Here is a 14549-nt window from a genome sequence, read left to right on the forward strand (position 1 = left end):
ATCAACTCCTTACCCCCCCCCCCCCCTCTCCCTCTCGGGGCGGTTGGGCGGCGCTGTGTGGCTGTCGGGGTTCTGGCCGGGGGGCCCCCCCCCGGCGGGGCCCCCCCCCACTGTCGTGTCAGATGCCGTGCCGGGTCAGAGCGCGACGCCGAGCAGCGCGTCGACCGTACGGCTGACCAGGCCGGGGGCGCCGATGTCGGTGCCGCCCTCGGCCTCCTGACGGGCCGCCCAGCGGTCCACGGCCTCCAGGGCGGCGGGCGCGTCGAGGTCGTTCGCCAGGGCCGCGCGGACCTCGTCCACCAGCGCGTCGGCGGAGGGGCCGTCGGGCCGGGAGACGGCGGCGCGCCAGCGGCCGAGCCGGTCCACCGCGTCCTGGAGCACCTGGTCGGTCCACTCCCAGTCGGAACGGTAATGGTGGGAGTGCAGGGCGAGCCGGATCGCGGCCGGGTCCACGCCGTCGCGGCGCAGCTGGGAGACGAAGACGAGATTGCCCTTCGACTTCGACATCTTCTCGCCGTCCAGGCCGACCATTCCCGCGTGGACGTACGCCTTGGCCATGGGGAACTCGCCGGTGAGCACCTGGGCGTGCGAGGCGCCCATCTCGTGGTGCGGGAAGGCGAGGTCGGAGCCGCCGCCCTGGACGTCGAAGCCCATGCCGAGGTGGTCGAGCGCGATGGCGACGCACTCGATGTGCCAGCCGGGGCGGCCCCGGCCGAGCGAGCCGCCGTCCCAGCTGGGCTCGCCCTCACGGGCGGCCATCCACAGCATCGGGTCGAGCGGGTTCTTCTTGCCCTGCCGGTCGGGGTCGCCGCCGCGCTCGGCGGACAGCAGCCGCATGGCGGCCGCGTCGAGGTGGGAGACACCGCCGAAGTGCGGGTCGGACTCGACGGAGAAGTAGATGTCGCCGTCCAGCTCGTAGGCGGCGCCGAGGTCACGCAGGCGCTCCACGAGGGGGACGATGCCGGGTATGGCCTCGACGGCGCCTATGTAGTGCTGCGGGGGCAGCATCCTGAGGGCGGTCATGTCCTCGCGGAAGAGGGCGGTCTCCTTCTCGGCGAGGGCGACCCAGTCGACGCCGTCCCGGTCGGCCCGCTCAAGCAGCGGGTCGTCGACGTCGGTGACGTTCTGGACGTAGTGGACCTGCCGCTTGGTGTCGAGCCACACGCGCTGGACGAGGTCGAACGCGTTGTAGGTCGCCGCGTGACCCATGTGGGTCGCGTCGTACGGCGTGATGCCGCAGACGTAGATCCGGGCGACAGGACCGGGGTCCAGGGTGACCGGACCGCCGGTCGCGGTGTCGTGAATCCTCAGGTCGCGGCCCTGACCGGGCAGGGCGGGGACCTCGGAAGCGGGCCAGGCATGCATGTACATGAGACTAACCGCCCACGAGCGGCGCATACGAACCGGATCGGGCCGGATGGCCTGACAGGCGCTCTTGCGCGGGGGCGGATTCCGTGCAGGGAGGCCCTGTTCGTCAGACCGGGGGCCAGGGGATCGCGGGCCAGTCGCCCGCCGGTTCGGGGTGGCGGCCCGAGGCGCGCAGGGCGGCGACGCGGGCGCGGGTGGCCTCGATCTCGGCGGGGGTGAGCAGGGGCGCGAGGCGGGCGGCCAGGGCCGCGCCCTCGGCCAGCTCCGCCTGGAGCCGGTCGAGGACGGTGACGGCCTCCTCGGCCAGCGGCTCGCCCGCCCAGCCCCACAGCAAGGTGCGCAGCTTGTTCTCGGTGTTGAAGGTGACGCCGTGATCGATGCCGTAGAGCGCGCCGGACGCGGTGGGCAGCAGGTGGCCGCCCTTGCGGTCGGCGTTGTTGATCACGGCGTCCAGGACGGCGAGGCGGCGCAGCCGTACGTCGTCGGCGTGCACGAGCAGCGCGGTGCGGCCCTCGCCGACCTCGGCGAAGCCGACCGCCTTCCAGCCGGGGCCCGGCTCGTCGCCGTCGACCAGGGCGAGGAGTTCGGCCTCGGAGCCGACGTCGATCCACAGCTGGCACATGCCCTCGCCGTAGGGGCCCTCGCGCAGCACGGTCGGCGGGACGAGACCCCAGCCGGTGGCCTCGGAGACCTCGTAGGCGGCGACCTCGCGGCCCGCCAGGGTGCCGTCGGGGAAGTCCCACAGCGGGCGCTCCCCGGCGACGGGCTTGTACACGCAGGACGCTTCGCGGCCGTCCAGGGCGACCGTGCAGAACAGGGCCGCGTTGGAGGCGTCGCGAATGCGGCCGCGTACGCTCAGCTCGCCCCGCGCGATCAGTTCCGCGAGGTCCGCGTCGGTGGCGGTCACGCTCCCCGGCGGTATCCGTTCTGGCGCGGACATACGTGTCCTTCCGGGTCGAGCGGGAGGCTGCACAGCGGGCACGGCGGCCGCCCGGCGTTGACGACGTCGAGGGCGCGCTTGGCGAAGGCCCTGGCCTGCGCGCCGGTGAGCCGGACCCGCAGCATCGGGGGCCCGTTCTCCTCGTCCTGGAGGAGGCGTTCCTCGGCCTGGGCGAGGTCCTCCTCGGTCTCGGCGTCCAGTTCGACGAGGGCCTGCGCCTCGACGATCATGCGCTGTTCCTCGCCGTCCCAGGCGAGCGCCATGGTGCCGACGCGGAACTCCTCCTCGATGGGGGTGTCCAGCGGGCCGGTGTCGGCGATCTCGGTGGGGGCGACGGCGGGCACGGCCGCGTTGCCGCCACTGCGCCGCACGACCTCGTCGAGCAGTTCGTCCATCCGTTCGGCCAGGGCGGCGACCTGCGTCTTCTCCAGGGCGACGCTGGTCACCCGGGGGCCCGCGATGGCCTGGAGGAAGAACGTACGGCGTCCGGGCAGTCCGACCGTGCCGGCCACGAAGCGGTCCGGCGGGTCGTAGAGGAACACCTGACGGGACACGTCCTGTCTCCATGGGATCGAGTGGGTTCGGGTGGCCTCACCCTACTGCGGGCGGCGATCACGGTGCGCCCGCACCGCCCCCGACCGGTGCGTCGCCCTCCGGGGGTGTTTCGCGCGGGGCCAGCGACGAAAGGTCGCCGGTGTCGCCGAGGCGCACCAGGTAGGGCCGCAGGCGGGTGTAGCGGATCGCGGTGACGGAGCAGGGTTCGACGGCGACCCGCTGGAACAGGTCGAGGTGGAGGCCGAGCGCGTCGGCCACCAAGGCCTTGATGATGTCGCCGTGGGAGCACATGAGGTAGACGGCGTCGGCGCCGTGCTCGCGCTCCACGCGCGCGTTCCAGTCGCGTACGGCCTCGGCGGCGCGGTGCTGCATGGCCCGCATGGACTCGCCGCCCGGGAAGGCGGCGGCGGAGGGGTGGGCCTGGACGACCTCCATGAGGGGTTCGTCCTTCAGCTCGGCGAGTTTGCGCCCAGACCAGTCGCCGTAGTGGCACTCGCCGATCCGCTCGTCGGTGTGGACGGGCAGGTCCGGGCGGGCGTCCAGGAGCGGCCGCATGGTCTCCTGGCAGCGCTGGAGCGGGCTGACGACCACCTCGCTCAGGGGCAGCGCGGCGAGCCGTGCGGGCAGGGCCGCGGCCTGCTCGGTGCCGCGCTCGTCGAGGGCGACGCCGGGGGTCCAGCCGGCGAGCAGTCCCGCGGTGTTGGCCGTGGAGCGTCCGTGCCGGACGAGGATCAGGGTCGGCATGGGCCCCAGCGTAGACCGGCGTGCGCGCGGGGCGGCCGGGGAGGCCGATTCGGCCGCCCCGCGTGCGTAAGCCGCCCGCGGGCGGGAAAATGCTCCCCGTGATCTTCGACTGTGCCATCTACCGCGACGGACGCCGCGCCAAGACGTTCAAGGACCCGGCCGAAGCGCTGAAGGAGGCGCGGGCGCAGGACGACGCGTTCGTCTGGATCGCGCTGCACGACTCCACGGCGGAGGAGTTCGACCTCGTCCGCAAGGTGTTCGGGCTGCATCCGCTGGCGGTGGAGGACGCCCTGAAGGCCCACCAGCGGCCCAAGATGGAGGTCTACGACGACTCGCTGTTCCTCGTGATCAAGCCGGTGTTCTACGAGCCGCAGCGCGACACGGTCACCACCGGCGAGGTCATGGTGTTCATCGGCGACTCGTTCGTGGTGACGGTGCGGCACGGCAAGGCGGCGCCGCTGGAGGAGGTGCGGCGCCGGGTGGAGTCGGACCCGGCGAAGCTGCGGCACGGCCCGACCGGGGTGCTCTACGCGATCGCGGACGCGACGGTGGACGCCTATCTGGAGGTCGCGACCGAGCTGGGCACGGACCTGGACGAGCTGGAGGCGGAGGTCTTCTCGCCCTCGGACGCGGGGTCGCGGAACACCGCGTCGCGGATCTACATGTTCAAGCGGCAGGTCCTGGAGTTCCGGCGGGCGACGGTGCCGCTGGCGGTGCCGCTCACCCGGCTCTCCGGCACGGGGACGACCAGTGCGCCGGTGCCGTTCGTGGACGAGGGGGCGCGGCCGTTCTTCCGGGACGTCAACGACCATCTGACCCGGGTGAACGAGTCCGTGGAGGGCCTGGACCGGCTGGTCTCCGACATCCTCTCGGCGCATCTGGCGCAGATGAGCGTGCGGCAGAACGACGACATGCGGAAGATCTCGTCCTGGGCGGCGATGGCGGCGGTGCCGACGCTGATCGCGGGCATCTACGGCATGAACTTCGAGAACATGCCGGAGCTGCACTGGATGTGGGGCTATCCGGCGGTGGTGGCCGTGATGGTGGTGCTGGAGGTCCTGCTGTACCGCACCTTCCGGCGGCGGGGCTGGCTGTAGGGCCCGGGGATGCTCAGGCGAACTCGGCGGCCTTCGGGGCGGGGCCGCCGAGCGCGTCGCGCCGCTCCGGCATCTCCAGGGTGACCATCCGGCGCCAGCCGAGGGCCCGCTCCCAGGCGTAGAGGGCGTGGATGCCGGCGGCGAGCAGCGCGTTCCTGATCGGGGACCAGCGCAGGACGCGGCCCATGTGGGCCATGACGGCGAGGCTGACGTCCCGGTAGATCCGGATCTCGGCGAGCGCGCACTCGCGCAGGACGCGCTGGATGGCGCGGCCGTGTCCGGCGTAGGCCAGGCGCAGCAGTTCCTCGTGGCAGTAGGCGAGGTGGTTGTCCTCGTCGTGGGAGATCATGCGGACGGCGCGGCCGATGTCCGGGTGGTCGCCGAAGAGTCCGAGCAGCAGCCGCATCTGTTCGGAGGCCCGCTGTTCGGTGACGCGGCTGTGGGCGAGGTAGGTGACGATGTCGTCCACGGTGAGCGGGCGGTCGGCCCTGAGCTTGTCGTGGGCGAGGCCGATGCCGTGCCGTTCCAGGAGCATCGTGTAGTCGGTGTCGGGCGGGACCGGCACGGGTTCGAGGCCGCGTTTGCGCAGCAGGGCGTGGAAGATCCGCCCGTGTTTGTCCTCGTCGGCGCCATGGCGGGCGATCTTGGGGGCGAGGGCGCGTTCGCCCTGCGGTACGAGGGCGGCGATGCGGCCGTTCTCCCAGCCGCCCTGGGCCTCCCCGCTTGCGGCGATGGAGCAGAAGAGCCGGAAGGACGCGTCGTTGTCGAGGATCTCCTGGAACAGGCTCTTGGCCGAAAGCATCGTGGGCACCTCTCTGCAGGTCTCCGCAGTGAAAAAGTCAAATGCGGATAAAGAGGACCCGCAACCGCGGTGTGTGCGCGCTGGGCCGAAAGAGGGAGTGCCGGGAGCCGTAACCGGGCCGGGGACCGGCGCGTTGTTCCCGGTGCCGGCCGTGGCGGGGAAGACCCCCGAGCCCCCACCACGGCCGCGAAAACTTCTCGTCGTGCCGTGTTACGCGAGTCCGGCGCGCTCCAGGGCCTCGGCGCCGCCGCGCAGGGAGGCGATCCGCTCCTCCAGGGTGAAGCCGGCCGGGGCGAGGGTCAGGGTGGTGACCCCGGCGGCCGCGTAGGCCTTCATCCGGTCGGCGATCCGGTCGACCGAGCCGAGCAGGGTGGTCTTGTCGATGAGGTCGTGCGGGATGGCGGCCGCGGCGCCCTGCTTGTCGCCGGAGAGGTACTTGTCCTGGATCTCGGCGGCCTCCTTCTCGTACCCCATGCGCTGGGCGAGCCGGTTGTAGAAGTTCTGCTGTCGGCTGCCCATGCCGCCCACGTAGAGCGCGGTGTAGGGGCGGAAGGTGTCCGCGAGGCGGGTCACGTCCACGTCGGCGCCGACCGCGACGGGCACGGTCGGACAGACGTCGAAGCCCTCCATGGTCTTGCCCGCCTTCTCGCGGCCCGCGCGCAGCGAGGAGATGGCGGTCTCCTCCAGGTGCTCGGCGGCCGGGAAGATCAGCAGGGCGCCGTCGGCGATCTCGCCCGTCTGCTCCAGGTTCTTCGGGCCGATCGCGGCGATGTAGAGCGGGATGTGCTCGCGCTCGGGGTGCACGGTCAGCTTCAGCGGCTTGCCGGGGCCGCCGGGCAGCGGCAGCGTCCAGTGCTCGCCCTCGTACGACAGGCGGTCGCGGGTCATCGCCTTGCGGACGATCTCGACGTACTCGCGGGTGCGGGCGAGCGGCTTGTCGAACTTGACGCCGTACCAGCCCTCGGAGACCTGCGGTCCGGAGACGCCGAGGCCGAGGCGGAAACGGCCGCCGGAGAGGGAGTCCAGCGTCGCCGCGGTCATCGCGGTCATCGCAGGCTGGCGGGCCGGAATCTGGAAGATCGCCGAGCCCACGTCGATCCGCTCCGTCTGGGCGGCGACCCAGCTGAGCACCGTGGCGGCGTCGGAGCCGTACGCCTCGGCGGCCCAGCAGACGCTGTAGCCGAGCCGGTCGGCCTCCTGCGCCACGGCGAGGTTGTCCCCGTCCATCCCGGCGCCCCAGTAGCCGAGGTTGATCCCGAGCTGCATGACCGATCCCCTTACTCGCAAGTAACGTATCTGCGGCCGACCTTAGCGACCCTTTCCCGCGCGGCCCACCCCGCCTCGGGTGTTCCGGCGGGGGCGCGGCCGGATCGCGTTGTCCACAGGCGGCCGGATCGCGTTGTCCACAGGCAACCCACGGCACCACCTCTGGCCAGTAATCTCGCGCACATGGAGCAGAGGCATCTCGGCCGTACCGGCCTGCGCGTGTCCCGGATCGGACTCGGCACCCTGACCTGGGGCCGGGACACCGAGGAGCACGACGCCGCGGACATGCTGAAGACGTTCTGGGAAGCGGGCGGCACCCTGGTCGACACGGCGGACGTGTACGGCGACGGCGCCGCCGAGTATCTGCTCGGCCGGCTCACCGACGGTCTCGTGCCCCGCGAGGACCTGGTGATCTCCACCAAGGCCGGCAGTGTGCCGGACCCCGACCGCCGGGTGGACGGCTCGCGCGGCCATCTGCTCGCCGCCCTGGACGCCTCCCTGACCCGCCTGGGCACCGAGTACGTCGACCTGTGGCACATCCACTCCTACGACCCCGACACCCCGCTGGAGGAGACGCTCCAGGCGCTGGACCTGGCCGTGAGCAGCGGCCGCGCGCGGTACGCGGGCGTGTCCAACTTCTGCGGCTGGCAGCTCGCCAAGGCCGCCACCTGGCAGCTCGCGGCCCCGGGCACGCGCACCCGGCTCGCCGGTACGCAGCTGGAGTACTCGCTGCTCCAGCGCGGTGTCGAGCGCGAGGTGCTGCCCGCCGCGCTGGATCTCGGGATCGGTCTGCTGCCCTCCTCGCCGCTCGGCCGGGGTGTGCTGACGGGCAAGTACCGGGGCGGCACTCCCCCGGACTCGCGCGGCGCCTCCGACCACATGGCGCCGTTCGTGGAGCCGTATCTGGACGACACCGCGAGCCGCATCGTGGACGCGGTGACGACGGCCGCCGACGGGCTCGCGGTCACCCCGCTCCAGGTCGCCCTGGCCTGGGTCCGGGACCGGCCCGGTGTGGCCGCCCCGGTCGTCGGCGCGCGCACCGCGCGGCAGCTCGCGGCGGCGTTGTCAGTGGAGGCGCTTAATCTTCCTGACGAGATCTGCCGGGCTCTCGACGACGTGTCGGCGCCCGTGCACCGCTATCCCGATCACGACTGGAGCACGCTGTGAGCACGGAGCCGGAGACCACGGAGGAGACCGGGGTGGAGGGCGTCCCGGAGAGTCCGTCCGTCCCGGAGGCGGACGGGGGTGCCGGTTCCGGTGCCGTACCTGCCGAGGCCGAAGCCACTCCCGCGGGTGACGACGTCGCCTCCGACGACAGCGGAACCACCCCTGAGGGTGACGACGCGCCCAAGCTGTCCGAGGCCGAGGCCGAGCTGGCCGCGCAGCGGCTGGAGCGGGAGCGGATCGAGCGGCGCAAGGCCGAGAAGCAGGGGCCCGTCGCGAGCGGCGCCAAGCTGAGCGGGACCGCTGCCGACCTGCTCGCGGCGGTCCGCGCGGTGGAGAGCGGCGAGAAGCCGGTGCGCCCCGCGTTCACCGAGCCCGCCCCGGCCCCGCGCCGCCCCGCCCCCGAGCCGGTGGCCCCACCCCGGCCCGCCCCCGTACCCACCGCGCCCGTCGCGCCGCCCGCCGAGGCGGTGGACGCCGTGCGCCGCGTCCTCACCGAGGGCGGCGCCCCGCCGGCCCTGGCCGCCCAGGCGACCTCGGTGCTCGGCGAGGGCGCCGAAGCCGCGCTCCGCGAGGACCCCTGGCAGCTGCTGCGGATCACCGGCGTACGCCCCGAGCAGGCCGACGGCTTCGCGCGCGCCCTTCTCGGCGCCGAGTGCGGTCCCGACGACGAGCGGCGCGGCCGCGCGCTCACCGTGTGGCTGCTTGAGCAGGCCGCGCTCGCCGGGCACACCGCCCTGGAACTCCCGGCGCTCACGGCGGCGCTGGCCCAGCGCGGTGTCCCGGACGCGGAGGCGGCGGTGCAGGCCGCGCTCGCGGAGGGCGACGCGCTGGCCTTCCAGGACGCCCTGGAGGAGCCCGGCACCCCGGCCCGCCCGGCCGCCCCGGCGGAGGGCGAGGAGTCCGAGGAGGAGGAGCGGCCGGTCCGTGTGCTGGCGGGCCTGGAGCGGTACGCGCTCGCGGAGGAGAGCCTGGCCGACGCGCTGGGCCGGCTGATCAACGCCCCCTCGGAGGAGACCTCGGCGGACTGGGAGAAGGCGGTGGCCTCCGGCGCGTCCGAGCTGGTCCGCGCGGTCGCCGGACACGGTCTCGTCCTGCACACCGGCGGCGAGGCGGCCCGCGCCGAACCGGCCGCGCTGCTGGACGCCGCCCGCGCGGCGGGGCTGCGCGCCTTCGCCGTCTGCCACACGCCCGACGGCGCCCGGCGCTTCGCCGCGCTGCTGTCCGACGACGCCTCGTGCGTCGGCACGGTCGCCGGTGTCCTCTCCGGCACCGAGGGCCCCGGCCGCGACCAGGAGGGCGCCCTCGACCTCGATCTGCTGATCGTGCTGGACGCGCCCCAGCTCGACGTGGAGAGCGCCGCGATGCTCGCCGAGTCGCTGCCCGACGGCGCGCGGCTGTTGCTGAGCGGTGACCCGGCGCTGCTGTGGTCGGCCGGGCCCGGCCGGGTCTTCGCCGACCTCCTCGCCGCCCGCGCCTGCCCGCAGCTCGCCTCCCGCGTCCCCGACCCGGGCCCGCTCGGCGAGCTGGTGTCCGGGATCGGCGTGGGTGAACTGGGCCAGGTGGAGGCGCCGGGCAAGGAGATCGTCATCGTCCCGGTGCGGGACGCGGGCGAGGCCGTGCACCGCACCGTGCAGCTGGTCGCGGACTCGGTCCCCCGGGCGTTCGGCGTGCGCCCCGAGCAGACGGTGGTGATCACCCCGGGCCACGGCGGCGCGGCCGGTACGCGCGCGCTGAACGCCGCGCTCAAGGAACGGCTGAACCCCGGCCCCGGCCGCTTCGGCGGCTTCGACCCCGGCGACGTGGTCGTCCACTCCCCCGCCCCGGGCCGTACGGTGCCGGGCCGGGTCGTCCGGGCCGACGCCGAGGGGCTGCACCTGGAGTGCGCGGGCGGAGCGGTGGTCGTGGCGAAGGAGCTGGTGGAGAGCCGGGTGCGGCACGGCTGGGCGGTGACCGCGCACCAGGCGGTGGGCGCCCGCTGGCCCGCCGCCGTGGTGGTGCTGCCGGGCGATGCCGCGCAGGCGCTCAGCCGGCCGTGGGTGTACACGGCGTTCGGGCGCGCCGAGCGTCATCTGTCCGTGGTGCACGGGGTGGAGCAGGCGCTGCCCCGGGCGGTGGCGGAGGTCCCGGCGAAGCCGCGTACGACGCGGCTGCGGACACTGCTCAGCGCGCAGGTGCCGGTGGCGGGCTGAGCGGGCCGCCGACGGGCGGTACGGACCTGGTCCGCTGGTTCCCGTACCGCCCCTCGGGGCTCAGCGCTCGGCGTCCAGCGGCTCCAGGTCGTCGTCGCCGTCGAGTTCGACGATGTCGTCGTCCTCCTCGTCGTCGGACTCGGTGTCCTCGTCCTGGTCGAAGACCGCGCTCACGTCGAAACGGCAGACCACGTGCTGCGGGTCGAGCTGCTCGAAGGGTGCCTCCAGCCATTCGCCCGGCTCGGGGGCCTCCTCCGCCGCGGTCACCCAGAGTGTGGAGTCGCCCTCCGTCAGCCCGAACTCCTTGTGCCGGGTGGCGATCTCGTCGGGCTCGAACTCCCCGAACAGGATGGTCAGCGCGCCGGGCACCGTGGCCGCCGCCTCGTCGTCCAGTCCGGCGCTCTCGTACTCCGCCGCCTCCACGCGCTCGGCCTGCGCCAGGAGCCGCTGGGGCTCGGACACCGCGTAGTCACGGCGGATCAGCACGCTGATCGCGTGGGGTTCCTCGGGGCCCGCGTACGGCGGCAGGGAGTCGTCCCCGCCGGGGATCTCGAAGGGGGTGACCTCGTCGTAGCGGTCGTAGAGCAGTTCGTCGTACGCCTCGGCGGCCGCTGCCAGCTGGTTGAACGCCTCGTAGACGGCCGGGTCGTCCTCACCCGACCGGCGTTCGACAGCCGCCAGGTGGCGGTCGAGCGCGGTCTTGACGGCCTCGGCGGCGGCGCGTACCTCGGCAGCGGTGGGCTGCGCAGCATCAGACATAGTGCAGACGCTATCCGTACCGGGCGCGTGCCCGCACAATAGATGCGATGCCGGAATACGAATTTGTCGACGTGTACGTACCGCGCGGGGTCACCCGCAAGGAGGCGACGCGTCTGCTGACAGACCATGCCGAGTACGGACACTGGGAACTGGACCGACTGAGCCTGCTGCGTGACGGCAGCCGCAGGGTGCGGTTGCGCCGGCGGATCATCCGCCAGGTGCGGGCCACGTGGTGAAGCAGGACGACTGAACGGAGCGGGCCCCTCTGCGGAGGGGCCCGCTCCGTTTTTCCGGTCTGGCCGTGGTGGGGTTCGCTGCGCGGCGCGGCGGGCCTTGCGGGTTCGCTGCGCGGCTTCCACGCGGCTTTCGGCTGCGCTACGCGGCGCGGCGGGCCTTGCGGTACAGCACCGCTCCCGCGAGCAGGGCGACCGCTCCCGAGGGGAGGGCGAGGCCCAGCGGCATGTCGGCGCCGGTGTGGGCGAGCTGTTCGCCGCCTGCCGGGGACTGCACGGCACCGCCGCCGGTGCTCACCTGGGAGGAGCCGTGGTGGCTCGGGGTGGTGGGCTTGGCCGGGGTGGTGGGGGTGCTCGGCGTTCCGGGGGTGGTGGGGGTGCCGGGGTTGCCGGGCGTACCGGGGTTGCCGGGCGTGCCCGGGGTTCCAGGGGTGCCGGGGTTGCCCGGGTTACCGGGGTGACCCGGGTTCCCGGGGTGGCCGGGGTGACCCGGATGGCCAGGGTGACCGGGAGTCCCGGGGTTGCCCGGGTGGCCGGGGTGACCCGGGTGTCCAGGGTGCCCGGGGTGGTGGTGTCCCGGAGGGCACGGCTCGTCCGGGTTTCCGGGGTGGCCCGGGTGTCCCGGCGTACCAGGGTTCCCCGGGTGACCGGGAGTACCGGGGTTGCCCGGATGGCCCGGATGGCCGGGGTTCCCCGGATGCCCGGGGTGGCCCGGATGTCCGGGCGGGTTTTCCTGGCCGCCCCCCGGCGGGTTCTGGTGGCCGCCCCCGCCGTTGCCGCAGTCGTTGCCGACCGCGCCGTTGCCGAGGCCGATGACGTTGACGCTGTTGCCGCACAGGTTGACCGGGACGTCGACCGGTACCTGCACGGTGTTGCCCGAGCCCACGCCGGGCGAGTTGCTGGTGTGCGCGCCGGCGTGCGCGCCCCCGGCGCTGCCGTGGCCACCGGAGTTGCCGCAGGCGTTGCCCGCGGCCGGGTTGAGCAGTCCGACCACGTTCACGGTGTTGCCGCAGGCGTTCACCGGGATGTGCACCGGGACCTGAACGCTGTTGCCGGACAGTACGCCGGGTGATCCGGCGGCGGAGCCGGCCGCGCCCGCGTCGGCGTGCGCGTAGCCGCTCGCGGCGGCGATCACACCGGTGGCGGCGGCCATGGTGAGCAGTCCTTTACGGGTGCCCTGTCGCATCATGGTGTTCCCCCCTGAAATTCCCTGCCCTCGACTACGGAAAAGGCCGGTCGGCCCCGTAGCGCATGGCGCGCACCACGGGGCCGACGGCTCGTAAAAGACGCCCCTCGGGGAGCCCGCGTCAGGCGTTGACGCAGGTGTTGCCGAAGGCGGGGTTCAGGAGCCCGATCACGTTGACCGTGTTGCCGCAGAGGTTCACGGGAACGTGCACCGGCACCTGGATGACATTGCCGGACAGCACGCCCGGCGAACCCACGGCGGCACCCTGGGCACCCGAGTCGGCGGCGGCGATACCCGCGCCGGCGAGCACCAGACCACCGGTGGCAGCCGCGGCAGCGACGACCTTCTTGATCATCATTCCTCCTAGTTGGCACTGCGGCTCCAAGGTGCGGAGTCGCATCACGTGTAACGAGGAGGGAGTAATGGAGCTACGAGCTTATGGTCGCATTCACCCTTCTCAGGAGATCTCGTACGCCTGCCTGATTAACGGGCCTCACAAGGGTCACGAGGCGTCGATGAACCGGTCGAGCACGCGCACGCCGAACTGCAGACCGTCCACCGGGACCCGCTCGTCCACGCCGTGGAACATGCCCGCGAAGTCCAGCTCCGGGGGGAGCTTGAGCGGCGCGAAGCCGAAGCCGCGGATGCCGAGGTCGTCGAAGGACTTGGCGTCGGTGCCGCCGGAGAGCATGTACGGGATCGCCTTGGCGGCGGGGTCCTCGGCGAGCAGCGCGGACTGCATGGCCTCGACGAGGGCGCCGTCGAAGGTGGTCTCGACCGCCTTGTCGGCGTGCACGTCGGTCCGGCGGACGTTCGGGCCGAGCAGCCGGTCGAGGTCGGAGAGGAACTCCTCCTCGTGGCCGGGCAGGAAGCGGCCGTCGATGTGGGCGGTGGCCTCGCCGGGGATGACGTTGACCTTGTAGCCGGCGTTCAGCTGGGTGGGGTTGGCGGTGTTGCTGAGGGTGGCGCCGATGAGCTTGGCGATGCCGCCGAGCTTGGCGAGGGTGGACTCCATGTCCTCGGGGTCCAGTTCGGTGCCGAGCGCGTCGCCGAGTTCGTCCAGGAAGGCGCGGGTGGTCTTGGTGACCCGTACCGGGAACTTGTGGCGGCCGACGCGGGCGACGGCCTCGGACAGCTCGGTGATGGCGTTGTCCCGGTGGATCATCGAGCCGTGCCCGGCGGTGCCGGCCACGGTGAGCTTCATCCAGTGCATGCCCTTCTCGGCGGTCTGGATGAGGTAGAGCCGCCGCTGCTCGCTCACGGTGAAGGAGAAGCCGCCGACCTCGCTGATGGCCTCGGTGACGCCCTCGAACAGTCCGGGGTGGTTGTCGACCAGGTAGCGGGCGCCGTACGTGCCGCCCGCCTCCTCGTCGGCCAGGAAGGCGACGACGATGTCGCGCGGGGGCCGCCGCCCGCTGCGCAGCCGGTCGCGCACGACGGCGAGCGTCATGGCGTCCATGTCCTTCATGTCGACGGCCCCGCGCCCCCACACGCACCCGTCGGCGACCTCGCCGGAGAAGGGGTCGTGGGTCCAGTCGGCGGCGTTGGCCGGTACGACGTCCAGGTGGCCGTGGATCAGCAGCGCGGGCCGGGACGGGTCCTCGCCCGCGATCCGGGCGACGGTGGAGGCGCGCCCCGGGTGCGACTCGAAGATCTCCGGTTCGAGGCCGACCTCCGCGAGCTTCTCCGCGACGTACTCGGCGGCGGCGCGTTCGCCGGGGCCCGAGTGGTCGCCGTAGTTGCTGGTGTCGAACCGGATCAGCTCGCGGCAGAGGTCCACGACCTCGTCCTCACCGGTGACGCCCCTGCCCGTGTCCGTCTCGCTCACGCTGCTTCCTCCCGCTGTCACTGCTGGTGGATGTGCTGGTGGGGTTCCGCCGAGGTGTCCGCCGGCTCCCCCTTCATCCTCTCCCCGCCCCCCGCCCGCCTCCAAGACCGGGCCCCCTCGGCAACACGGCGTTCACGGGAACGGCCCCGGCGGCCGGGGTGGCCGGGGGGTGATCGGACACCCCCGAAAGCCTGGTAATGTTTCCTCTGTCGCCGCGAGGGAAACCCCGCACGACAGACACCTTGTCCGGGTGGCGGAATGGCAGACGCGCTAGCTTGAGGTGCTAGTGCCCTTTATCGGGCGTGGGGGTTCAAGTCCCCCCTCGGACACCAGCGAGAGACCCCGCTTCGTGCGGGGTCTTCTGCTTTTCCGCTCCGCTGACTCGGCAGGCGGGGCTGGACCGATCCGTGGGGGA

14 protein-coding genes and 1 tRNA gene are annotated in these 14549 nt (G+C 73.1%); 5 read left to right on the top strand and 10 right to left on the bottom strand.

The features are described 5' to 3' along the window. Window positions 1–135: 135 nt before the first annotated feature. The 4 genes from mshC to AB0898_RS24170 all read right to left on the bottom strand — a co-directional run bounded on the left by mshC (window position 136) and on the right by AB0898_RS24170 (window position 3607). The gene (gene mshC, locus AB0898_RS24155; protein ID WP_366805036.1) at window positions 136–1365 is read right to left on the bottom strand and encodes a cysteine--1-D-myo-inosityl 2-amino-2-deoxy-alpha-D-glucopyranoside ligase; all 1230 of its coding nucleotides are present in this window, start codon (window positions 1363–1365) and stop codon (window positions 136–138) included. Between the two features lie 109 nt (window positions 1366–1474). Continuing rightward, window positions 1475–2308: an SCO1664 family protein gene (locus AB0898_RS24160; protein ID WP_366805037.1), complete on the bottom strand. Its 834-nt coding sequence runs from the start codon at window positions 2306–2308 to the stop codon at window positions 1475–1477. Then, a complete protein-coding gene (locus AB0898_RS24165; RefSeq protein WP_199585940.1) occupies window positions 2272–2862 on the bottom strand; it encodes a DUF3090 domain-containing protein in 591 nt (196 codons plus the stop codon). Before AB0898_RS24165 ends, AB0898_RS24160 begins: the two co-directional genes overlap by 37 nt. A 58-nt stretch (window positions 2863–2920) precedes the next feature. Beyond that, window positions 2921–3607 (bottom strand): histidine phosphatase family protein, encoded by a 687-nt coding sequence (locus tag AB0898_RS24170; RefSeq protein WP_366805038.1) that lies wholly within the window; start codon window positions 3605–3607, stop codon window positions 2921–2923. Between the two features lie 98 nt (window positions 3608–3705). On the opposite strand from AB0898_RS24170, the gene corA reads away from it, so the two are divergent. Further along, window positions 3706–4704, top strand: a complete 999-nt coding sequence (corA, locus tag AB0898_RS24175) for a magnesium/cobalt transporter CorA (RefSeq protein WP_366805039.1) — start codon at window positions 3706–3708, stop codon at window positions 4702–4704. A 13-nt stretch (window positions 4705–4717) separates the two neighbouring features. On the opposite strand, the gene AB0898_RS24180 is transcribed toward corA, so the two are convergent. Continuing rightward, window positions 4718–5506, bottom strand: coding sequence for a ferritin-like domain-containing protein (locus AB0898_RS24180; protein ID WP_366805040.1), 789 nt, complete (start codon window positions 5504–5506; stop codon window positions 4718–4720). Window positions 5507–5716: 210 nt separating this feature from the next. Then, window positions 5717–6772 carry an LLM class F420-dependent oxidoreductase gene (locus tag AB0898_RS24185; RefSeq protein ID WP_366805041.1) on the bottom strand — a complete coding sequence of 352 codons (1056 nt, stop codon included), beginning with the start codon at window positions 6770–6772 and terminating at the stop codon, window positions 5717–5719. 183 nt (window positions 6773–6955) lie between these two features. Here AB0898_RS24185 and AB0898_RS24190 point away from each other — a divergent pair, with 183 nt between their 5' ends. Further along, entirely contained in the window at window positions 6956–7939 is a 984-nt protein-coding gene (locus AB0898_RS24190) for an aldo/keto reductase (protein ID WP_366805042.1), read from the top strand. After that, the gene (locus AB0898_RS24195; RefSeq protein WP_366805043.1) at window positions 7936–10128 is read left to right on the top strand and encodes a helix-hairpin-helix domain-containing protein; all 2193 of its coding nucleotides are present in this window, start codon (window positions 7936–7938) and stop codon (window positions 10126–10128) included. The genes AB0898_RS24190 and AB0898_RS24195 overlap by 4 nt, the downstream gene beginning before the upstream one ends. A gap of 60 nt (window positions 10129–10188) precedes the next feature. Here AB0898_RS24195 and AB0898_RS24200 read toward each other — a convergent pair whose 3' ends face one another. Continuing rightward, the gene (locus AB0898_RS24200; RefSeq protein ID WP_366805044.1) at window positions 10189–10887 is read right to left on the bottom strand and encodes a hypothetical protein; all 699 of its coding nucleotides are present in this window, start codon (window positions 10885–10887) and stop codon (window positions 10189–10191) included. A gap of 47 nt (window positions 10888–10934) precedes the next feature. On the opposite strand from AB0898_RS24200, the gene AB0898_RS24205 reads away from it, so the two are divergent. Then, window positions 10935–11123, top strand: coding sequence for a DUF5703 family protein (locus AB0898_RS24205; RefSeq protein ID WP_018549191.1), 189 nt, complete (start codon window positions 10935–10937; stop codon window positions 11121–11123). 139 nt (window positions 11124–11262) lie between these two features. Here the strand turns inward: AB0898_RS24205 and AB0898_RS24210 are convergent, their stop codons facing one another. From AB0898_RS24210 to AB0898_RS24220, 3 genes are all read right to left on the bottom strand, one after another. Then, window positions 11263–12306 (bottom strand): chaplin, encoded by a 1044-nt coding sequence (locus AB0898_RS24210; RefSeq protein ID WP_366805157.1) that lies wholly within the window; start codon window positions 12304–12306, stop codon window positions 11263–11265. 121 nt (window positions 12307–12427) lie between these two features. After that, window positions 12428–12661, bottom strand: a complete 234-nt coding sequence (chpH, locus tag AB0898_RS24215; protein ID WP_366805045.1) for a chaplin ChpH — start codon at window positions 12659–12661, stop codon at window positions 12428–12430. A gap of 147 nt (window positions 12662–12808) precedes the next feature. Further along, window positions 12809–14134: a M20/M25/M40 family metallo-hydrolase gene (locus tag AB0898_RS24220; protein WP_366805046.1), complete on the bottom strand. Its 1326-nt coding sequence runs from the start codon at window positions 14132–14134 to the stop codon at window positions 12809–12811. Between the two features lie 244 nt (window positions 14135–14378). Here AB0898_RS24220 and AB0898_RS24225 point away from each other — a divergent pair. After that, window positions 14379–14466: transfer RNA gene (locus tag AB0898_RS24225), tRNA-Leu, on the top strand. Window positions 14467–14549: the final 83 nt, after the last annotated feature.

Origin of the sequence: Streptomyces sp. NPDC005435, from assembly GCF_040703155.1 — a bacterium.
Taxonomy (GTDB): domain Bacteria; phylum Actinomycetota; class Actinomycetes; order Streptomycetales; family Streptomycetaceae; genus Streptomyces.